Source organism: uncultured Jatrophihabitans sp., assembly GCF_964244045.1.
Taxonomy (GTDB): domain Bacteria; phylum Actinomycetota; class Actinomycetes; order Mycobacteriales; family Jatrophihabitantaceae; genus Jatrophihabitans.
On the sequence record NZ_CAXTHK010000017.1, the window covers coordinates 1 to 20,426 of the forward strand.

A 20,426-nucleotide genomic window follows, 5' to 3' on the forward strand; every position below is an offset into this window, starting at 1 on the left:
GCGCCCCCGCCGTCAACGCCAGACCGCGCCGTTCGAGCTCCAGGATCTGGACGTGATCAATGGTCTCCAGGCGGTTCCGCAACCGTTCGGTCTCACGCAGCAGAGCCGTCACCTGCTCGTCGGTGCAGCTGGCCAGCTCCCCCGCTTGGAGTGCGTCGATCGCGGTGTGAGCGGCGGCGAGCGCGACCGTCAGGTCAGCCCGCTCCAGCGTTTCGCTCACGTATTCTATTTTACCCGGTCGAGGCGTGTCTGAACACCCTGTAGCCCAGCGAATCCGGGGAATATTGCAACAGGATCGCTAAGTGAAAGGCGAGCCGAAAGCGCACCGGAACCAGCGATGAAATGCCCCGTCGCTGAGCCTTTTCTCATCCCCAACGACCAACACGGACGGACACCACCGCCAACGCCGCGGCACCAGCGGTCGACGTCCGCATGACCTCAACACCAAGGCGCACCGGAACGGCCCCAGCAGCAACAAACGCGTCCAGCTCCTCCGGCGACACCCCACCCTCCGGACCAACAACAAGCACGATCTCGTCGGCGTCCGGCAACGGCACGGCAGACAGCCCGACGGTTGCGTCCTCATGCAGTACGAAGCCCGAGGCGAGACGCGACGCAACCTGCGTCGTCGAAGCGAGGTCATGCACGATCGGCAGCCGCGGGCGACGGCTCTGCTTGGCCGCCTCGCGCGCGGTGCGGCGCCACTTCTCGATGGCCTTCGCACCCCGCGGCCCGTCCCAGCGGGTGATCGAGCGCGAGGCTGACCACGGCACGATCTCGTCCACCCCTAGCTCGGTGAGCACCTCGACCGCCAGCTCGGCGCGATCGCCTTTGGGCAGGGCTTGCACAACCACCAGTCGCGGCCGGGGCACGGGCACGGTCGACACCGAGCGCACCGTCAGCTGCAAGCCGTCGGGTACCACCGCAGCCACGACGCACTCAAGCAGGCCACCGAGCCCGTCGGACACCAGGACGCTCTCGCCCACCGTCAGGCGGCGCACCCTTGCGGCATGCCGCCCCTCGTCACCGCCGAGCAGAAAGGTGCCGGTGTCGGGCAGCGAGTCGACGAGAAACAGGGGCGGCGTCATCGCCGACTACTGCCGGAAGGCGTCGCGCACCTTGCCGAGCAATCCGTTGGGCTTGCTCGAGACAGACACGTCCTCGGAGCGCAGCTCGGCGAGCTGACGCAACAGCTGCTCCTGCTCGTCGTCCAACCGGGTCGGTGTGCGGACCTCGACGTGCACGAACAGGTCGCCGCGCATCGAACTGCGCAGCTTGGGCACGCCCTTGCCGCGCAGGTGCAGCACCGAACCGCTCTGGCTGCCCGGCCGGATCTCGATCTTCTCCTCGCCGTCGAGGGTGGTGAGCACGAGTTCGCTGCCCAACGCCGCCGAGGTCATCGGCACCCCGATGGTGCAGTGCAGGTCCGAGCCCTCCCGGGTGAAGGTCTCATGCGGCGCCTCGGCGATCTCGATGTAGAGGTCGCCGGCGGGGCCACCGCCAGGACCGGTCTCGCCCTGCCCGGCAAGCCGGATACGCATGCCGTCCTCGATGCCGGCCGGGACGTCGATGGTCTTGGTGCGCCGGGCCCGTACGCGTCCGTCGCCGCCACAGGTCTGGCACGGCGACGGGATCTGCTCGCCGGTGCCGCCGCACGCCGAGCAGGCGCGGGTCGTCATCACCTGGCCGAGGAACGAGCGCTGCACCGACTGGATCTCACCCGCGCCGCCGCACGTCGCGCAGGTCCGCGGCGAGGTGCCCGGGGCGCACCCGCTGCCGGTGCACGTCTCGCACACGACCGCGGTGTCGACGACGACCTCTCGGCGCACGCCGAACGCGGTCTCCTCCAGAGTCAGCTGCAGCTGCAGCAGCGCGTCGGCGCCGGGACGGATGCGGCTGCGACGCCCGCGACCGCCGCCCATCGGACCGCCACCGCCGAAGAACGCCTCGAAGACGTCACCGAAACCACCGAAGCCGCCGCCGAACCCGCCGGCCTGCCCACCACCGCCACCCTGGGCGAGCGGATCGCCGCCGAGGTCGACGATGCGGCGCTTCTCGGGGTCGTTGAGCACCTCGTAGGCGGCCGTGATCGCCTTGAAACGGTCCTGGGCCTCGGGGTCGGGATTGACGTCCGGGTGCAGCTCGCGAGCAAGCTTGCGGTAGGCGCGTTTGAGCTCCTCGGGCGTCGCATCCTTGCTGACGCCGAGCATGCCGTAGTAATCGCGCGGAGAGTCAGCCACGTACCGTTCCGTCCTCGAATGGTGTTGGCACTCGAGTTGAGCGAGTGCCAGTCAAGTGTACGAGCCGTCAACCGACTACCGGTCCTCGAGCAACGTCCCCACGTACCGGGCCACCGCCGTCACCCGCGCCATCGTGTGTGCGTAGTCCATCCGTCGCGGACCGAGGACGCCGACGGCGCCGAGCGCCGAGCCGCGCACTCCGTAACCGGTCGACACGACGGCCGCAGCCGCCAGCCCCTCGTGCTGCGTCTCGTTGCCGATCGCGACGACGATCTTGCTCGACGCAACCGATTCGTCGAGCAGCCGCAGCAGCACGACCTGCTCCTCGAGCGCCTCCAGCACCGGACGGATCGCCGGGAAGTCCAGGGTGCGCTCCGTCAGGTTGGCCGTGCCGCCGAGCACGATCCGGTCGCTGCTCGGCTCAACGAGCACTTCGAGCAGCACCGTGGTCAGCGTGGCGAGCAGGCCGCGCAGCTCGGGCACGACCTGCACGGGCAACTCGCTGACCACCTCGGGCGCCTCGGCCAGCAGCCGATCGCGCAACTGCAGGTTCAACGTGGCGCGCAGCTCGTAGACGACGGGCTCGGCCACATCGGCCGGCAGCTCGACGATGCGCTGCTCCACCCGACCGGTGTCGGTGATCAACACCAGCATCAGCCGCGACGCGGTGAGCATGACGAGTTCGAGGTGCCGGATGCGGCTGCGCGACAGCGACGGGTACTGCACCACGGCGACGTTGCGGGTGAGCTGGGCGAGCGTGCGAACAGCGCGGTGCAGCACATCGTCCAGATCGACCGCACCGTCGAGGAAGGTGTGGATCGCGCGGCGCTCGGCCGTCGACAACGGCTTGATGTCGGTGAGGCTGTTGACGAACACCCGGTACCCGGCGTCGGTGGGCACCCGTCCCGCGCTGGTGTGGGGCTGGTGGATCAGCCCGTCCTCCTCCAGCACCGCCATGTCGTTGCGGATGGTGGCCGGCGAGACACCGAGGTTGTGCCGGTCCACGAGCGCCTTGCTCCCGACGGGCTCGTTCGTAGCGATGAAGTCGGCGACGATGGCGCGCAGGACCTCGAGTCGACGGTCTTCGGCTGCCATGGCCACTCCTCCTTCGGGTGATGTCTCAGTTTAGGGGCGCGCGCCGGCCGCATCGTCGGCGATAGGGTCACAGCCGAGACGTACGTGAGAGCTGCGGGGTATTGGCGTGATCTTCAAAGCGGTGCGTGACGGCCGCCCCTACCCCGAGCACGGGCTCTCGGCCCGGGATTGGGCCAAGGTCGCGCCGCGCACCGTCCGCCTCGACGAATTGACCACCACCAAGCGTCAGCTGGAACTCGACCATCTGCTGGACGAGGACTCGACGTTCTTCGGCGACCTGTTCCCGCACGGCGTGCACTGGCACGGCGAGATCTACCTCGAGGACGGGCTGCACCGGGCGTTGCGCGCTGCCTTGCAAGGCCGCAACACGCTGCACGTGCGGATCCTCGACCTCGACGCCTTCAAGAAGGGCAGCGGGTGATTCGACACTTGTTCGCTCCGCAAGCGTCGCTCAGCTGGCGACGAGCAGCTCCCGCACCACCGCGTCGGCCATCAGCCGGCCGCGCTGGGTCAACACGATGCGCCCGGCATCGACCGCCGCCGGGTCGAGGAGTCCCCAGCGGACGAGCTGCGGCAGCACCTGCCGGGCTGACGGCGACAGGGTGTCGACGACCAGGCCCGCGCGCATCCGCACCGCCAGCATCACCCGCTCCGTGAGGCGAGCGTCGTCGTCCAACGTCTCGCGGCCTGCGGCCGGGCTCGCGCCGGCGTCCAGCAACGCTGCGTACCGGACGGGATGCTTGACGTTCCACCACCGCACCCCGCTGACGTGGCTGTGCGCGCCGGGCCCGAACCCCCACCAGTTCGCGTCGCTCCAGTACAGCTCATTGTGCCGGCAGCGGGCGGCGTCGGAGGTCGCCCAGTTCGACACCTCATACCAGGCGTAACCCGCCGCCTGCAGCGTCTCGTCGGCCATGACATACCGGTCGGCGAGCACGTCGTCGTCCGGGGCCGGCACTACTCCCTGTGCCACCTGCCGGGCCAGCGCCGTGCCCTGCTCGACGACGAGCGCATACGCGCTGACGTGGTCGGGGCCGGCGGCGACGGCAGCGTCGAGCGAGGCCTGCCAGTCTGCGTCGGTCTCGTGCGGCGAGCCGTAGATGAGGTCGAGATTGATGTGCGCGAAGCCGGCCGCCCGCGCCTCGGCCACCGCCTGCTCGGGACGTCCCGGCCGGTGGGTTCGGTCGAGCACCGCCAGCACCCTGGGCACCGCCGACTGCATGCCCAGCGAGATGCGGGTGAACCCGGCCTCGCGCAACGCGTTCAGGTACCCGGGCGCCACGGTCTCGGGATTGGCCTCGGTGGTGATCTCGACGTCGTCCGCGAACGCGAATCGCTCGCGGATCTCGCGGATGATCAGGCCGAGATGCTCGGCCGGCAGCAGGGTCGGCGTGCCGCCGCCGAAGAAGATCGTCGAGACCGGTGGCACCGCACCGTCGAGCACCTCCGCCGCCAACCGCACCTCGTGCAGCACCGTGTCGGCGTAGCTGCCGCGGCTCACGCCTGGGCCGAGCTCCTCGGCGGTGTAGGTGTTGAAGTCGCAGTAGCCGCAGCGCGTCGAGCAAAACGGCACGTGCACGTAGACGCCGAAGGGTGCGCCGCTCGCTTGCTGCCGCGTCGCGTGGGGTAGGCGGCCGTCGGGTGGGGGCGGATGACTCTGCGACATCTCAGTTCGTGGCAGCGCGGACGGCACGTCGCCCAGTGTGCGGTACGCCTGGTCAGGCGGTCGGGCCCGGGCGTCCGGGCGTGCGGCGGTGCAGCAGCGGGCCGGGACGTCCGGCGCCGCGACCCATTGCATCGACGAAGCGGCCCAGGACGTCGTCGCCGGTGTGCCGCGGCGACCAGCCGAGCCCGCGCAGCCGCGAGACGTCCAGCAGCGGGCTTTGGACCGCGAGGTCGACCCAGCCCGGCTCGGTGGGTTGCAGCTTGACCCGGTAGGTGAGGTCGGCGGCCTTGCGCAGCACAGATGGCGACAGCGCCGGGCCGACCCCGCCGAAGACGGCCGCGAAACGGCTGCGGTCGATGACCGGCTCGGCAGCCACGTTGAACGCCCCACCCGCGCGTTCCTGCAGCACCAGGTCGATGGCCGCCGCCATGTCGTCGCTGTGCACGACCTGGAACGACATCGCGTCGGTGAACGGCGTCAGGCGCAGCAGCGGCCGCCGTACGACGGCCTTGGGCACCAGCCGACCCAGGAAGTAGCGCGCGACCTCGCTGGCCGCTGCATCTTGGAAGATCAACCCAGGTCGCATCCGGGTCAACACCGTGTGCGGCTCGGCAGCAGACACGATGTCCTCCGCTGCCGCCTTGTCGACGCTGTAGGTCAGGGACGGGATGCCGGTGGTCGGCCACGTCTCGTCCACCGGCTCTTTCGGGCCGGGACCGTACGCGCCCACCGAGGACTGGTGGACGAAGTGCGGCACGCCGGCAGCGATCACGGCGTCGGTCACCGCTTGCGTACCGCCCTGATTGATGCGCTTCATCGCATCGCGATGACCGAACGGCTGCAGCATCCAGGCAAGGTGCACGACGGCGTCCGCGCCGGCGAAGATCTCGCTCAGGCGAGCCGTTGCACCCTCGGCGCCGACGTCGATGCGCTGCCAGTCGGCCCAGTCGTAGGGCCGTACGGCCGGTGGCTTACGCCGGCTGATCCCGACAAGTTCGTGCTCGCCACCGCCGAGCCGCAGCAGCAGGGACGTGCCGACGTTGCCGGATGCTCCGGTGATGACGATGCGCATGCCGTGCAGGTACCCGCGCACGCCGTCCGCGTGACGCTCAGCCCACGATGACCCACACGGGGTGGGGCAGGTTCGCGGTCTCGAGCTCGACGCCGCCCAGCAGCGCCACCAACCGGGTGAGGTCCTGCCCCGCCACCGCGGGAACGTGCACCGGCACCGGCCCGGGTGGCAGCCAGGACAGGTCGCGAAGCACATCGGCGAGGCCGTCGAGGTTTGGGGCCGCCCAGGCCGGCGCCTGCACCTGCAGGTAGATGTCGCCGACCGCGTCCCGGAGTGTCCTCATCGGCCGACGTCCACGCGTTGGAACGTCTCGTAGTGATCGCCGGTGTAGAAGTACGACCCGTCGCGACCCGTGACCAGGCGCCGCGCGCCGCGGTCGTCGGAGCCCGGGGTCGGCACCGTGTACTCGTGGTACCAGCCGTCGGGCTCGCTCGGCAGCGCGTGCTCGTAGTTGTGGAACACCACGCCGTCGTTGTGCGGGAACGGGTAAGGCCCATCGCTGCGGATGAGCCGCACCGTTGCGCTCGCCTGGGGCGGCAGCGAGGAGAGCGCCACGGCAGCGGGCGTCCTGGAAGGCTGCGCCGCACCTGGGTCGCCGGAACGCGCAGCGCGCACCGAGTAGCCGACGGCGAGGGCCACCACCAGGGCGATCAGCGCAATCAGCGGTCGCCGGGCACCGCGAACGCTACGCACGACTGCCGACTCTAGGTGCCGATGCGCAGTGACCCGTGCCACTGCTCGACCCGGTGTGGAACGGAACGTCGATTCCGCATGTTCGACTGCGGAGTACTCGTTCCGCATAGGAGACAGCTATGAGCGTCGGCCACGCCCCCCGCACGATCCCGCAGGCGGGTACCGGCGACGTCGGCCGCACGCACTACCGAGTGACGTTTTCGGTGCTCCTCGCCGCCATCACCACGTACTCGATGCTGCAATCCCTGGTAAATCCGGTACTGCCGACCATCCAGGCGAGCCTGCACACCACGCAGTCCACAGTCACCTGGGTGTTGACGGCCTACCTGCTCGCGGCGTCCGTGGCCACACCGATTCTCGGACGGCTGGGCGACATGATCGGCAAAAAGCGGGTGCTGGTCGGCGTGCTGGTCATGCTCGCCATCGGCACTCTGCTCGCCGCAGTCGCGACGTCCATCGGCGTCATGATCGTTGCCCGCGTCATCCAGGGCGCCGGCGGTGCGCTGCTGCCGCTGTCGTTCAGCATCATCCGCGACGAGTTCCCACGCGGGAAGGTGGCGGGTGCCGTAGCCGCCTGCGCCGCCATGCTCGCGGTAGGCGGCGGTCTGGGCATCGTCCTGGCCGGTCCGATCGTCGATGTTCTCAACTATCACTTCCTGTTCTGGATCCCGCTCGTCTTCATCGTGGCCAGCGCCGTCGCCGCGCATTTCGTCATCCCAGAATCCGAGGTCCGCACCAGTGGCCGGATCAGTGCGCTGCCCGCGCTCACCCTGACCGCCTGGCTGGTTGCGTTGCTGGTCGCCGTCAGCCAGGGCGACGCCTGGGGCTGGATCTCTGGACGCACCCTCGGCCTGCTCGCGCTCGCGGTCGTCTTCGTCGTGGCGTGGGTGGTCTGCGAGCTGCGGGCCGAGCAGCCGCTGGTGGACATGAAGATGATGCGCATCCCGGCGGTGTGGACCACCAACCTGGTGGCGCTGCTGTTCGGCGTGGGGATGTACTCGATCTTCGCGTTCCTGCCCGAGTTCCTGCAGACCCCGAACAGCGCGGGCTACGGCTTCGGCGCCTCGATCACCGCATCGGGCGTGTTCCTGCTGCCCATGACCGCGACCATGTTCGTCTCGGGGTTGCTTGCGGCGCGGGTCTCCGCACGGTGGGGGTCGAAGTTCGCCTTGATCGCCGGCTCGGCCCTGACCGTCATCCCGTTCGCGCTGTTCGCCTACGCCCACGACGAGAAGTGGCAGATCTACCTGGCCTCGGGCGTGCTCGGCATCGGGCTCGGCTTCGCCTTCGCCGCGATGTCCAACATCATCGTCGACTCGGTGCCCATGTCGCAGACCGGCGTGGCCAGCGGCATGAACGCCAACATCCGCACCATCGGTGGCTCCATCGGCGCGGCCGTCATGGCCAGCATCGTCACCTCGGGCGCGGCGTCCGACGGGTTGCCGAAGGAGTCGGGCTACACCAATGGCTTCGCTTTCCTGCTCGCTGCCGCCGTCCTGGCCACTGTTGCCGCCGTCGCCATCCCCTCCGCTCGCAAGGTCGGCGCGCGGGCACGGACCCTGTCCGCGGCGTCAGGTGCGCCGGACACCGACCGCTCGACGTCGATCGTGATCCGCAACCCCGAAGCGGCGCTCGTGCCGGGCGCAACGCTGGCCGAACGTGAGTAGCGCAGTTGAGGCGCCGATGCGCGCCGATGCGGCCCGCAACCGCGCACGGGTTCTGCGCGCCGCTATGGAGGTCTTCAACGACGACGGCATCGACGCCGGTGTCGACCAGATCGCCCAACGCGCGGGTGTGGGGGTCGGCACGCTGTACCGCCGCTTCCCCACTAAAGAGGCGCTCATCGGCTACCTCGTCGACGAGATGATCACGACGATGGAGGATTCGGCTGCGGCGTCGCTGCAGCTGCCCGGCGGGCGCGGGCTCGAGACACACCTGCGCACAGCCGCCGATATGTTCGCGGTGAACCGGGGATGCCTGCCACGTTTGTGGGCGCACAGCAGCCCCGAGCAGCAGGCCGATCAACGGGCGCGCCTCTCGCAGTTGTTGCAGGCCGCGATCGACGCCGGCGCTGTCCGCGCCGACACCACCCTGCCCGACGTCCTCGCCACGTTGTGGGCGATGCGCGGCATCATCGAGTCCGCCGGCGACGACGCCGCCCAGTCATGCCGCCGCCACCTCGACCTCGTGTTGACCGGGCTGCGTGCTTCGATGACGTCATGAGTGATTCGCTGAGCGCAACGACGGTCATGATCGAGGGCGCCGACGGGGACGACATCGAGGCCTACCTCGCCACCCCGGACAGCCGCGAGAACCGAGGCGGCGTGGTGGTCATCCACCACATGCCCGGCTACGACCGCGGGAGCAAGGAAATCGTGCGCCGCTTCGCCACCATCGGCTACGACGCGATCTGCCCGAACCTCTACTGGCGAGATGCCCCAGGCGCCTCCCCCGACGACGCCGCCGCGGCTGGCCGGGCGAACGGGGGCGTGCCCGACAAGCGCCTGATCGGCGACGTCAGCGGCGCGGTCACGTTCCTGCGCGAGCTGCCCGCGAACAACGGCAAGGTCGGCACCATCGGCTACTGCTCGGGCGGCCGGCAGTCCGTCCTGGCCGCCACCGCGGTCGATATCGACGCTGCCGTCGACTGCTACGGCGCCTTCGTCACGGGCACCCCGCCGGAGGGACATCCGCTGCAGGTGAGCAACCTCGTCGACCGGATCGCCGACATCCGTTGCCCGATCCTCGGGCTGTTCGGCAACGACGACAAGTACCCCTCCGCCGAGCAGGTCGACGAGTTCGAGCAGCTGCTCAAGGACAACGGCAAGACGTATGAGTTCCACCGCTACGACGACGCCGGCCACGCGTTCTTCTCCGTCGAGCGGCCTTCTTACCGGCCCGAGGCGGCCAAGGACGGCTGGGCGCAGATCGAGACGTTCTTCGGCGCGCGGTTGGCGGTCTGAGCATGTGCACCTACGCCACCGTGACCGCTCCGATGACCGGCAGCGCCAAGGGTCCCAACGGCAGCTGGTTCACCGTCACCGACGCCACCGTCTACTTCGACCACCCGGTCCACCTGATGGCCGAGCACACCCTGAACATCGATCTCGTCGCCCCGGCCATGGGGCCGTCGGCACGGGTCGCAGTCGAACTCACCGCCGAGTCAGCACTCGAGCTGGTCGCCGCGATCCAGGCTGCCCTGGCCAGCGCCCCGGCCGAACTGACCGTTTAGGGTCGGGACATGCGCGCCGTCTACGCCCAGTCCATCGATCCCGACGAGCCGCTCAAGGGCTTGATGGTCGGCGACCGTCCCGACCCTGAGCCGCCCGAGGGCTGGACGCGGGTGGCGGTGAAGGCGGCCAGCCTCAACCATCACGATCTGTGGACGCTCAAGGGCGTGGGGATCAAGGCCGAGCAGCTGCCGATGATCCTGGGCTGCGACGCGGCCGGCATCGACGAGTCCACGGGGGACGAGGTCGTCGTGCACGCGGTGATCAACACCCCGGGCTGGACGGGCGACGACACCACCGATCCCGGTCGATCGCTGCTGTCGGAGAAGCACCAGGGCACGCTCGCCGAGTACGTGATCGTGCCGAAACGCAACGTCGTGCCCAAGCCCGCCAACCTGTCCTTCGGTGAGGCCGCCTGCCTGTCCACGGCCTGGCTGACGGCGTACCGGATGCTGTTCACCAAGTCCGGCCTGCAGCCTGGCCAGACCGTGCTCGTGCAGGGTGCCACCGGCGGCGTGGCCACCGCCTGCATCGCCATGGCCCGCGCGGCCGGGTTCCGCGTCTTCGCCACGGCCCGCACCGAGGCCAAGCAGGCCCGTGCGCTGGAGCTGGGTGCGCACGCCGCGTTTGCGTCGGGCGCCCGGTTGCCCGAGAAGGTCGACGCGGTCATGGAGACCGTTGGCGAGGCGACCTACGCCCACTCGGCCCGCGCGTTGAAACCGGGCGGGCGGATCGTCATCTCCGGTGCGACGTCCGGTCCCAACCCGCCGGCCGACCTCAACCGGTTCTTCTTCCTGCAGCTCGAACTCGTCGGGTCCACAATGGGCACGAAGACCGAGCTGCAGCAGCTGCTCGGGTTCATCGACGCCACGGGGTTACGTCCCGTCATCGACCGCACGATCCCACTCGAGGACGCCGCCGACGGCATTGCGGCGATCGCGTCGGGTGATCTGGTCGGGAAGATCGTGCTCGAGGTCTGAGCGGTTACTTCTTGGCGGCGTCGACGGCCTCGTTCGTCGACAGGGCAGCGATGAAGGCTTCCTGCGGGACCTCGACGCGGCCGACCATCTTCATCCGCTTCTTGCCTTCCTTCTGCTTCTCGAGCAGCTTGCGCTTACGCGTGATGTCACCGCCGTAACACTTGGCCAGGACGTCCTTGCGGATGGCGCTGATGTTCTCGCGGGCGATGACCCGCGCGCCGATCGCGGCCTGGATCGGCACCTCGAACTGCTGGCGCGGGATGAGCTTGCGCAGCTTGCCCGTCATCGACGTGCCGTAGGCGTACGCCTTGTCCTTGTGCACGATCGCCGAGAATGCGTCGACCGGCTCACCCTGCAACAGGATGTCGACCTTCACGAGGTCGGATGCCTGCTCGCCGGTGAGCTCATAATCCAGGCTGGCATACCCTCGGGTACGGGACTTCAGCTGGTCGAAGAAGTCGAAGATGATTTCACCGAGTGGCAGCGTGTAACGCAGCTCGACGCGGGTCTCGGACAGGTAGTCCATGCCCCCGAGCTGGCCGCGCCGTTCCTGGCACAACTCCATGATCGCGCCGATGTAGTCGCTGGGCGCGATGATCATCGCCTTCACGACCGGCTCGTGCGTCTCGGCGATCTTCTTGCCGGTCGGCCAGTCCGACGGGTTGGTGACGACGTGTTCTTCGCCGTCCTCGAGCAGGACCCGGTAGACGACGTTCGGGGCGGTGCTGATCAGGTCGAGCCCGAACTCGCGCTCCAGTCGGTCGCGGGTGATCTCGAGGTGCAGCAAGCCGAGGAAACCGCAGCGGAAGCCGAAGCCGAGCGCAGCGCTGGACTCCGGCTCGTAGACGAGCGCGGCGTCGTTCAGCCGAAGTTTGTCGAGCGCGTCACGCAGGATCGGGTAGTCCGAGCCGTCGAGCGGATACAGCCCGGAGTAGACCATGGGGCGCGGATCGCGGTAGCCGCCCAGCGACTCCTTGGCGGGCTTGGCCAGGTCGGTGACGGTGTCGCCAACACGCGACTGCCGCACGTCCTTCACACCGGTGATCAAGTACCCGACCTCGCCGACCGACAGCCCATCGGTCGGAACCGGCTCGGGCGAGATGACGCCGATCTCGAGCAACTCGTGCGTGGCGCCCGTCGACATCATTTTGATGCGCTGGCGCGGCGTGAACTGCCCGTCGATGACGCGGATGTAGGTGATGACGCCGCGGTAGATGTCGTAGACGGAGTCGAAGATCATGGCTCGTGGAGCGCTGTCGGCGTCGCCCACCGGCGCCGGAATGTCGCGACAGACACGGTCGAGCACTTCGGCTACGCCCTGACCCGTCTTGGCGCTGATGCGCAGGACGTCGTCAGGCTCGCAGCCCAGGATGTGTGCGATCTCGGCCGCGTACAGGTCGGGCTGAGCCGCTGGCAGGTCGATCTTGTTCAGCACCGGGATGATCTGCAGGTCGTTCTCGAGGGCCAGGTACAGGTTGGCCAGCGTCTGGGCCTCGATGCCCTGGGCCGCGTCGACGAGCAGGATCGCGCCCTCACACGCGGCGAGGCTGCGGCTCACCTCGTAGGTGAAGTCGACGTGGCCAGGCGTGTCGATCATGTCCAGGACGTGTTCCACCCCGGTCTCCCGGCTGGTCCACGGCAGTCGGACGTTCTGCGACTTGATGGTGATGCCGCGCTCGCGCTCGATGTCCATCCGGTCGAGATACTGTGCGCGGGCGTGCCGTTCGTCGACGACACCGGTGAGCTGCAGCATGCGGTCGGCCAGCGTCGACTTGCCGTGGTCGATATGCGCGATGATGCAGAAGTTGCGAATCCGAGCCGGATCCGTCCGGCCTACGGAGTTCACCTGTCCAGTTTGACATGACGAGAGTGCCCGCACCGCCACTGCTGTCAGGGGCGGTGCGGGCGGCGTTCGGTCAGCGCTCGGTCAGCGCTCGGTCAGCGGCGGTGGAACAGCCGGCGGCCGAGTCCCTCCTGCTGGTTGTCCGATTCGTCGGGCTGTGCGTTCGGTGGCTGCTGGGCGTACCCGTGCTGCGGGTCGTACTGCTGCGGCTGCGCGTAGCCGTGCTGCGGCTGCTCGGTGTAGGACTGCTGCGGCTGCGCCGTGTATGACTGCTGCGGCTGCTCGGTGTAGACCCGCTGCGGCTGGTCGGTGGCCGACTGCTGGCCGGCTTCCTGGCTCACCGAGTGGGCTCCGCGGCCGCTATCGGAGTCGTCGGAACGGACGGAGTCGTCAGAACTATCCGAGCCGTCCGAGCCGAAGGTGCGGTGCACCCGCCCACTCGTGGTGGTGGTGTTGTCGTCATCGGTGTCGGCCCGTTCGTGACGGATCACGGGGGTCTCGATCACGCGGTTGCCGGTGTCGTCGTCGTCGGTGTGACCAGCGGCTTTGCGCTCGTACGCGGCAGCGGACTCGGCGGCCTCCCGCTCACGGGCAGCGGCGGCATCGCGCTCGCGGGCCGCAGCGATCTGGCGTTCGCGCTCGGCGTCGGCGGCAGCCGCAGCCTCGCGCTGCTCAGCGGCGTGGGCGTCGCGCAGCGAGACGACCGAGAGACGGCCGAACGCGGTCGCGGCGAAATAGACGATGACAACGCCGAGCAGAGTGAACAGGGCCAGCGACTCGAGCACACGAAGGCTCGCGCTCGATCCTGCCGGCTGCCCGGGCGAGCCGATGTGCCACAGGCTCTGCAGCTCACGGCCCACAACGAACCAGGCTCCGGCGGCCACGCCGAGCCACGCCGCGAACAGTGTCACGGCTCGACTCTTGCTGATGAACAGCAGCAAACCCGCAACGAACGCCGCGACGCCGGGGAGCAGCTCGAGCCAGCCGCGGGCCGACGTCCAGTGCCAGGCGTCGTCGGGGGTGAAGGAGAAGTTGAAGTACGGCCCGATGAACGGGATCAGTGCGCCCCACGCGCCGAGTGCCATGAGCGCGATTCCGCTCAGGGCACCGCGGGAGCGGGGTACGACGCGGCGCGCGCCGGGGGGTTTGTTCTTGCTCATGAGGACCTCCAGTGGTCGCTATTGCTCGCTGAGGGATACCCGCATGGCCCCTGCGCTAGACCAGCTGTCCGCTCGACGCGCCGTCCCCGTGTACCGCCCGCCCCAGGCCGACTGCGAGCCGGGTTAGCCTGCTCGCATGAGCGACGGCTGCGGAGCTTGAGACGATGAGCGAGATCGTCGTCTTCTCGGGCAACGCGCACCGCCCGCTCGCGCTGGCGATTTGCGACTCGCTCGGCGTGCCGCTGTCGGGCGTCGACATCCGCCGGTTCAGCAACGACTGCTTGTACGTCCAGCTGCACGAGAACTGCCGCCAGCGCGAGGTGTACATCGTGCAGCCGCTCGTAGCCCCGACGCAGGAGCACCTCATGGAGCTGCTGCTCATGCTCGACGCCGCCCGCGGTGCGTCGGCAGCGCAGATCACCGCGGTGATCCCGCACTACGCCTACGCCCGGTCGGACAAGAAGGACGCGTCCCGGATCTCGATCGCCGGCCGCCTCGTGGCCGACATGCTCACCACGGCCGGTGCCGACCGGGTGTTGACCATGGCCCTGCATGCGCCGCAGGTGCACGGCTTCTTCTCCGTCCCCGTCGACCACCTGACGGCCATCGGCGAGCTGGCCGACCACTTCCGCGGGCGCAACCTCGAGAACACGGTCGTCGTCTCCCCCGACCTCGGCAACGCCAAGACCGCCACCCAGTTCGCCCGGCTGCTCGGTTTGTCCGTAGCGGCGGGTTCGAAGCAGCGCCTGGCCGACGATCGCGTCGTCATCGACGCCATCGTCGGTGACGTGCATGGCAAGCGGGCGATCGTGCTCGATGACGAGATCGCGACCGGCGGTTCGATCATCGAGTTGCTCGAGCGTCTGGCCGAGCAGGACTGCGTCGACGCAGCAATTGCCTGCACGCACGGCCTGTTCGCAGGCAAGGCCGTGCAGCGACTTCGCGACCACCCGCTCGTCAGCGAGGTCGTCACCACCGACACCGTGCCGCCGCCCACCGAGGACTGGCCGGAGCTGACCGTTCGTTCGGTGGCCCCGCTGTTCGCCGAGGCGATCTCGCGGATCCACGGCGGCGAATCCATCAGCAGCTTGTTCGACGGTGTAGACCCCACGCACGGGCCGCCGCAGCCGCAGCTGCCCTTCGGCTGACCACGTCGACCCCGGCGGAAGGCGATCCGGCAGGATGACCCCCATGACCGACCTCCGCTTCGCTCCGGCCGCCAAAGGCCATGCCCATTCGTCATTCGCTCACGGTGTTCGCTCATGACCGACCCACGCGCTGCCGTCGAGTTCCGCCTGCCCGCCGCCTCGCTGACCAAGGGCGACCTGGTGAACACCACACCGGGCGAGGACGACTGGCAGGAGGTCGTAGGCGTCTTCCTCGCCGAGTCCGACGCGAAAAGCGATGAAATCCGCATGCTGCTCGGTCAGCTCGGCGGCCGGTACGTGGTCGTGCAGCTCACCGACCTCGCACCCGTCGACGGCGGCCTGTACTTCGACGACGGGGGCACGCCGATGATCTACGGCGACGACGAGTCCGACGACCTGCCCGTGTCCGACATCGTCAGCTCGAGCGACGGCCTGCGCACCTATCTCTACACGAAGTACGAGCTGGTCAGCGTTCGCGCCCGCTGAGCCGTGCAGCCGCGGTTGGTCGGCGATTTGGGCGCCTGTTCGTGCCGCTGGTAACCTGGAACGGTTGTCTGCTCACCCTTGGGCGGAGCGAACACCATCAACGAGAACGTCGAGGATTTCGTGGCAAACATCAAGTCTCAGATCAAGCGCATCCGCACCAACGAGCTCGCGCGTCAGCGAAACAAGGCGGTCAAGTCCGCCTTGAAGACGTCTATCCGCCAGTTCCGCACGGCCGCCGACTCCGGCGACAAAGCCGCAGCGACCACCGCGCTGGCGAACGCGTCGCGCCAGCTGGACAAGGCTGCGAGCAAGGGCGTCATCCACGCCAACCAGGCCGCCAACAAGAAGTCGGCCATGGCTCTGCGCGCCCGGTCGCTCTGACCTGCTAACTCACCGGTCGCCTACCGGGTGATTGCGCGAGCCGTGTCGTCTTAGGACGGCACGGCTCTTTCGCGTCCTGCCGCTCAGCCGCCAGCACGAGTGGCACCGCTATGCCACCGCTCGGGCAAGCCCGAGGCGCCGCACGGCGAGTTCGAGTGCAAAACCAGGGTCGGCCGCCGCGCCTTTGACGTCAGCGTTCAGTTCGGCCACGACGCCCAAGGCTTGACGCAACCCGTCCTCCGACCAGCCGCGGCCCTGGCTGCCGGCCCGCTTCACCTTCCACGGTGGCATGCCCAGCTGACGTGCGAGGTCGTACTCGCTGCCACGCCCGGCCGACCACACCCGGGCGATGGAGCGCACCCCATCGGCGAGCGCGTCCGCGATGACGACGTGCGGCACCCCGACCTCGAGGGCGAAGCGCAGCGCCTCGAGCGCCGGCCCACTGCGCCCCACCACCGCAAGGTCGGAGACGGCGAACCCGCTGACCTCGGCTCGGCCCTTGTGGAACGCCCGCACGACGTCCAGGGCGACGTCCCCGCCCGAGTCGCTGACGAGCTGCCCGGCCACGCCCGCCAGTTCGCGCAGGTCGCTGCCGACGGCGTCCATCAGGACCGACAGCGCGTCGGGACCGATGCGGCCGCCCAACCGACGGATCTCGCGCCGCACGAAGTCCGCCCGCTCGTCTGGGCGGGTGAGCTTGGCGCAGCTGATCTCGAGGGCCTTTGCTCTTCGGGCGAGCTCCAGCAGCGCCTTGCCCTTCGCGCCGCCGGGATGCTGCAGAACGATGCGGGTGCCCTCGGCCGGTGACTGCAAGTAGGGCCCCAGCACCGCGGCCCCTGCGACCCGGACGTCCTGCGCAGCCCTGATTACCATCAGGCGCGAGTCGCCGAACAAGGATGGGCCCAGCAGCTCGTGCAACTCGTTGCCCTCGATCTGCCCGCCGACGCGCTCGGTCGCTACGACCTGCGGGTCTTCGGCCCGCGCCGCGGCGGAGATCGCGCCGACCGCCCGATCGACGAGCAGGTCCTCCTCACCAACGAGCAGGACGACGGGCGGCAGCGGGCTGGGCAGATCATCGAGACTGACGGGTCGGGCGGGCACGGCTCCATCCTTGCATCGACCACTGACGCTCTGAGCGAGTTCAACCCGGACGCCCCGACCCGACTCGCCCCAACCCGACTCGACGCGGTGCCGTGCACGGCGGTGCGCACCGCACCATGGTCGGACACGACCGCGACGTCGCCGTCGCGGTCGGTACGCAGTAACGGGATGCCGAGCCGGGCCACCTCGGCCAGCAACACCGGCGACGGATGTCCGTAGTCGTTGTCGACGCCCACGCTGACGACAGCCACGGAGGCATGCGCGGCGGCGAGGAACGCCGGGTCGGAGTACGCCGAACCGTGGTGCGGAATCTTGAGCACGTCCGCGCGCAGGTCGACGCCCGAGCGCACCAAGGCGTCCTGGGCCTCGATCTCGGCGTCGCCGGGAAGCAGGATCCGGACACCGGCCACGGTCGCCCGCAGCACCAAGGAGGAGTTGTTCGGATCGGAGCGCGTGGCGTGGAACGCGGCCGCGGGGCCGAGCACCTCGAGGTGGACGGCGCCGACGTCGATGGCGGTGCCCGGGGCCGGGGTGCGCAGCGACAGGTGGCGCCCTGCTGCGAAGCGACGCACCAGCAGCAGGCCGGATTCCGGGTCGCCCAGTGGCCCGGCCAGGATCTGCCCTACCCGCCGTCCGTGCCCCACCCCGACGATGCCGCCCACATGGTCGGCGTGCATGTGCGTGAAGATCAGAAGCGGCACGTCGGTGACGCCGAGGTCGTGCAGGCAACGGTCCATCGGCACCGGGTCGGGCCCTGCGTCGACGACCACGGCCTGGTGCGGCCCGGCGGAAAGCACCAGACCATCTCCCTGGCCGATGTCGCAGGCAACAAACACCCAGCCGGAAGCCGGCCAACCAGACGTCACCGACCGCACCGGGATCAACACCATGAGCGCGGTGACCATCCCGGCCGCCACCATCCGTCGCGGCCCGGCCCGGACGCAGGCGAACCAGATGACCACCGTGACGACGAGCAACAACATTCCCCCGGCTGCACCGCCGGGCCAGGGCAGCACAGCGCCGTGCAGCCCGCCGAAGAAGTCCGCGACGGCAACCAGCCAACGGCACGGCCAGCCGGCGACCCAGACAAGGACCGACCCGGCGGGCAGCCAGACCGGCGCGCACACCGCCGCAGCGAAGCCCACGATGGTGGTCACCGCCACGACCGGTTCAGCCAACACGTTCGCCGGCACCGCCACCAGGCTGACCTGCCCCGACAGCGCGGCCACCACCGGGGCCGTGACCAGGTGCGCCGCGGCCGCGACGGCCGTGGACTCGGCCAGCCCGAGCGGCACGTGCCGACGGCGTAACGCCTCGGCCCAGCGGGGCGCGAGCACGAGCAACGCGCCGGTGGCGAGCACCGACATGGCGAAGGACGCGCTGCCAGCGAGCGTCGGGTCCCACAGCAGCAGCCCGATGGTGACGGCAGCGAGCACGGGCAATGCCGACCGCGGCCGTCCCGTGGCAAGCGCGGCCAGCGCCACCGCCGCCATCAGGGCTGCCCGCAGCACGCTCGGCGACGGTCGCGCGACGACCACGAACAGCGCCAGCACGAGACCGCCGACAGCGGCGCACGCCCACGGCCGGATGCGCAGCCGCCGCAGCACGAGCAGCACCGCACCGACCAGGATGCTGCAGTTGGTGCCGCTGACCGCCACGAGGTGCGTCAGACCGGCGAGGCGGAAGCGCTCGGCAAGGACCGGGTCGAGGTTCGCGGTGTCGCCGTCGATCAGCCCCGGCAGCAGGCCGCGCTCCTGCTCGGGCAGGTCCGACGCCGCTCGGCGCAACGAACTACGGACCGAGCCGGCCAGCCGCTGCCACCACGGCGGACGCCCGAGCAGTTGCGGCGCGCCATGGGTGAACAGCACGACCGACAGCGAGCCGGCATCCAACGACGGCTGTACAGAACCCGGCACCCGCACCCGCTGACCGGGCAACACGTCGGTCCACGCCCCGGCGTCGCCGAGCACGAGCACCGACCCGTCAGTGACGACCCGTCGACCGAGGTACTCGACAGCCGAAGCCGAGGTTTCGACAGCAACACGGGACGAGCCCGCCGGCCCCTTCGCGGCGAGCACCCGCGGATCGGCGGTGACCGTCAGTTCGACGTCCACCGCGGCGTGCCGCCCGGCCAGGACGGCGAGCGGCGACGCGCGGGCGTGCGCGATACGTCCGGCCAACGGCCACAGCACGAGGGCGAGGCAGAACAGGGCGAGCGCCGGCGCCGTCAGGCCGCGCCGCGACCGGGCCGCCAAGAGACACAGCACGCCAAGTACGGTGGCGGCCAGCGCCGCAGTGAAACAGGTAGACGGACCACGGCAGGCGCCACACAGCACGCCGAGCCAGGCCACCCCGGCGCCACACGCGAGCCGCAGGTCGAGCGGCTCGTCGGCCGCCGACTGCCCGCGTTCCACGTCATCACTCATACGGCCACCAGTGCCTTCAGCTCCGCGAACTTGACGTCGCCGATGCCGCTGACGTCGTTGAGCTGGTTCACCCCGGTGAAGCGACCGTGCTGACCGCGCCAGTCGAGAATCCGTTGCGCGAGCGCCGGCCCGATGCCGGGCAGCGTGTCGAGCTGCTCGAGGGTCGCGGTGTTCAGGTTGACCGGCCCCGAACCGCCGTTAGCCGCTGACGCCGTCCCTGAGGCGGCCGCGCCCGACGCGCCCGCAGCAGCCGGGCCCTGGACGCCGGCGCCCGGCACGCCGACCAGGATCTGCTGCCCGTCCGCGAGCGGCGCGGCCAGGTTCAGGGTGCTCAGATCGACCCCGGACCTTGCACCACCCGCGGCCTGCACCGCGTCGTCGATCCGGCTACCGGCGGGTAGTCGGTACACACCCGGGCGACGTACCTTGCCAGCCACATCGACAACCACCACGCCCGGCGGGGCAGAGCTCGATGCCACCGGCGACGCACTGCCCGTGGACGTAGCAGGGCTCGCCACCTTCGTGCTGCCCAGCACCGCCGAGCCCAGCACCGCCGAGCCCAGCACCGCCGAGCCTGGAACCTGCGGGACTCGTGCCGCGACCGGCACCGCAGCCGGCCGCGACGACATCAACCACAGGCCGGTGACGACCGCTGCCAGTACGACCGCTACGCACACCCCCCACGCCGCCCGGCGCCCCGGGTCGATGCGCACCGACACCCGCGCCTGCAACCGCTGCCAGCGCGTCGGCGAGGCGTCCTCGTCCTGCGCATAGTCGAAGTCCAGACCGTCGTCGTCCTCGCCCAGCAGCTCACGCACCCGAAGAGCCACGCGACCCGCTTCGCCGCGGGGTACCGACCGAACGCCTCGCACCCGCCCGACGTTAGGAAATCGCGCCCGTCCGCG

22 protein-coding genes are annotated in these 20,426 nt (G+C 69.7%); 9 read left to right on the forward strand and 13 right to left on the reverse strand.

From position 1 onward, the window contains the following. The 4 genes from ACFFC4_RS13380 to hrcA all read right to left on the reverse strand — a co-directional run. On the reverse strand, window positions 1-220 hold a 220-nt coding region (locus ACFFC4_RS13380; RefSeq protein WP_375501636.1), incomplete at its 3' end, for a hypothetical protein. A 145-nt stretch (window positions 221-365) separates the two neighbouring features. Beyond that, window positions 366-1,088 (reverse strand): 16S rRNA (uracil(1498)-N(3))-methyltransferase, encoded by a 723-nt coding sequence (locus ACFFC4_RS13385; RefSeq protein ID WP_375501638.1) that lies wholly within the window; start codon window positions 1,086-1,088, stop codon window positions 366-368. A gap of 6 nt (window positions 1,089-1,094) precedes the next feature. Then, window positions 1,095-2,240: a molecular chaperone DnaJ gene (gene dnaJ, locus ACFFC4_RS13390; protein ID WP_375501640.1), complete on the reverse strand. Its 1,146-nt coding sequence runs from the start codon at window positions 2,238-2,240 to the stop codon at window positions 1,095-1,097. A 75-nt stretch (window positions 2,241-2,315) separates the two neighbouring features. After that, window positions 2,316-3,335 carry a heat-inducible transcriptional repressor HrcA gene (hrcA, locus tag ACFFC4_RS13395; RefSeq protein WP_375501642.1) on the reverse strand — a complete coding sequence of 340 codons (1,020 nt, stop codon included), beginning with the start codon at window positions 3,333-3,335 and terminating at the stop codon, window positions 2,316-2,318. 106 nt (window positions 3,336-3,441) lie between these two features. On the opposite strand from hrcA, the gene ACFFC4_RS13400 reads away from it, so the two are divergent. Then, the gene (locus ACFFC4_RS13400) at window positions 3,442-3,756 is read left to right on the forward strand and encodes a type II toxin-antitoxin system VapB family antitoxin (RefSeq protein WP_375501644.1); all 315 of its coding nucleotides are present in this window, start codon (window positions 3,442-3,444) and stop codon (window positions 3,754-3,756) included. 30 nt (window positions 3,757-3,786) lie between these two features. Here the strand turns inward: ACFFC4_RS13400 and hemW are convergent, their stop codons facing one another. From hemW to ACFFC4_RS13420, 4 genes are read right to left on the reverse strand one after another with little or no spacing between them, the layout of a single operon-like run. Further along, window positions 3,787-5,028 (reverse strand): radical SAM family heme chaperone HemW, encoded by a 1,242-nt coding sequence (gene hemW / locus ACFFC4_RS13405; RefSeq protein WP_375501646.1) that lies wholly within the window; start codon window positions 5,026-5,028, stop codon window positions 3,787-3,789. A 25-nt stretch (window positions 5,029-5,053) separates the two neighbouring features. After that, a complete protein-coding gene (locus ACFFC4_RS13410) occupies window positions 5,054-6,094 on the reverse strand; it encodes an NAD-dependent epimerase/dehydratase family protein (protein ID WP_375501648.1) in 1,041 nt (346 codons plus the stop codon). Between the two features lie 16 nt (window positions 6,095-6,110). After that, window positions 6,111-6,356: a hypothetical protein gene (locus ACFFC4_RS13415; protein WP_375501650.1), complete on the reverse strand. Its 246-nt coding sequence runs from the start codon at window positions 6,354-6,356 to the stop codon at window positions 6,111-6,113. After that, entirely contained in the window at window positions 6,353-6,766 is a 414-nt protein-coding gene (locus ACFFC4_RS13420) for a ribonuclease domain-containing protein (protein WP_375501652.1), read from the reverse strand. The genes ACFFC4_RS13415 and ACFFC4_RS13420 overlap by 4 nt, the downstream gene beginning before the upstream one ends. 119 nt (window positions 6,767-6,885) lie before the next feature. Here ACFFC4_RS13420 and ACFFC4_RS13425 point away from each other — a divergent pair, with 119 nt between their 5' ends. The 5 genes from ACFFC4_RS13425 to ACFFC4_RS13445 are packed head-to-tail and all read left to right on the forward strand — an operon-like array spanning window position 6,886 to window position 10,976. Then, on the forward strand, window positions 6,886-8,433 hold the full coding sequence (locus tag ACFFC4_RS13425) for an MFS transporter (protein WP_375501654.1): 1,548 nt from the start codon (window positions 6,886-6,888) through the stop codon (window positions 8,431-8,433). After that, entirely contained in the window at window positions 8,426-8,989 is a 564-nt protein-coding gene (locus ACFFC4_RS13430; protein WP_375501656.1) for a TetR/AcrR family transcriptional regulator, read from the forward strand. The genes ACFFC4_RS13425 and ACFFC4_RS13430 overlap by 8 nt, the downstream gene beginning before the upstream one ends. Beyond that, window positions 8,986-9,729 carry a dienelactone hydrolase family protein gene (locus tag ACFFC4_RS13435; RefSeq protein WP_375501658.1) on the forward strand — a complete coding sequence of 248 codons (744 nt, stop codon included), beginning with the start codon at window positions 8,986-8,988 and terminating at the stop codon, window positions 9,727-9,729. The genes ACFFC4_RS13430 and ACFFC4_RS13435 overlap by 4 nt, the downstream gene beginning before the upstream one ends. Window positions 9,730-9,731: 2 nt before the next feature. Beyond that, window positions 9,732-9,998: a DUF6295 family protein gene (locus ACFFC4_RS13440; protein ID WP_375501660.1), complete on the forward strand. Its 267-nt coding sequence runs from the start codon at window positions 9,732-9,734 to the stop codon at window positions 9,996-9,998. A 9-nt stretch (window positions 9,999-10,007) separates the two neighbouring features. Next, window positions 10,008-10,976, forward strand: coding sequence for a zinc-binding dehydrogenase (locus ACFFC4_RS13445; protein WP_375501662.1), 969 nt, complete (start codon window positions 10,008-10,010; stop codon window positions 10,974-10,976). Between the two features lie 4 nt (window positions 10,977-10,980). On the opposite strand, the gene lepA is transcribed toward ACFFC4_RS13445, so the two are convergent. After that, window positions 10,981-12,822 carry a translation elongation factor 4 gene (lepA, locus tag ACFFC4_RS13450; RefSeq protein ID WP_375501664.1) on the reverse strand — a complete coding sequence of 614 codons (1,842 nt, stop codon included), beginning with the start codon at window positions 12,820-12,822 and terminating at the stop codon, window positions 10,981-10,983. A 92-nt stretch (window positions 12,823-12,914) separates the two neighbouring features. Continuing rightward, on the reverse strand, window positions 12,915-13,979 hold the full coding sequence (locus ACFFC4_RS13455) for a hypothetical protein (RefSeq protein WP_375501666.1): 1,065 nt from the start codon (window positions 13,977-13,979) through the stop codon (window positions 12,915-12,917). 164 nt (window positions 13,980-14,143) lie between these two features. On the opposite strand from ACFFC4_RS13455, the gene ACFFC4_RS13460 reads away from it, so the two are divergent. The 3 genes from ACFFC4_RS13460 to rpsT all read left to right on the forward strand — a co-directional run bounded on the left by ACFFC4_RS13460 (window position 14,144) and on the right by rpsT (window position 15,994). Next, on the forward strand, window positions 14,144-15,127 hold the full coding sequence (locus tag ACFFC4_RS13460) for a ribose-phosphate diphosphokinase (protein WP_375501668.1): 984 nt from the start codon (window positions 14,144-14,146) through the stop codon (window positions 15,125-15,127). 114 nt (window positions 15,128-15,241) lie between these two features. Beyond that, window positions 15,242-15,613 (forward strand): hypothetical protein, encoded by a 372-nt coding sequence (locus ACFFC4_RS13465; protein WP_375501670.1) that lies wholly within the window; start codon window positions 15,242-15,244, stop codon window positions 15,611-15,613. Between the two features lie 120 nt (window positions 15,614-15,733). Next, complete coding sequence (gene rpsT / locus ACFFC4_RS13470) at window positions 15,734-15,994, forward strand: 30S ribosomal protein S20 (protein ID WP_375501790.1); 261 nt, start codon at window positions 15,734-15,736, stop codon at window positions 15,992-15,994. 108 nt (window positions 15,995-16,102) lie between these two features. Here the strand turns inward: rpsT and holA are convergent, their stop codons facing one another. Genes holA through ACFFC4_RS13485 form a run of 3 tightly spaced genes read right to left on the reverse strand, consistent with a single transcriptional unit; the run spans window position 16,103 to window position 20,351 of the window. Then, window positions 16,103-17,065 carry a DNA polymerase III subunit delta gene (holA, locus tag ACFFC4_RS13475; protein ID WP_375501792.1) on the reverse strand — a complete coding sequence of 321 codons (963 nt, stop codon included), beginning with the start codon at window positions 17,063-17,065 and terminating at the stop codon, window positions 16,103-16,105. Further along, window positions 16,951-19,521 (reverse strand): ComEC/Rec2 family competence protein, encoded by a 2,571-nt coding sequence (locus ACFFC4_RS13480; RefSeq protein WP_375501672.1) that lies wholly within the window; start codon window positions 19,519-19,521, stop codon window positions 16,951-16,953. The genes holA and ACFFC4_RS13480 overlap by 115 nt, the downstream gene beginning before the upstream one ends. Beyond that, window positions 19,518-20,351 carry a helix-hairpin-helix domain-containing protein gene (locus tag ACFFC4_RS13485; RefSeq protein ID WP_375501674.1) on the reverse strand — a complete coding sequence of 278 codons (834 nt, stop codon included), beginning with the start codon at window positions 20,349-20,351 and terminating at the stop codon, window positions 19,518-19,520. Before ACFFC4_RS13485 ends, ACFFC4_RS13480 begins: the two co-directional genes overlap by 4 nt. Window positions 20,352-20,426 lie beyond the last annotated feature (75 nt).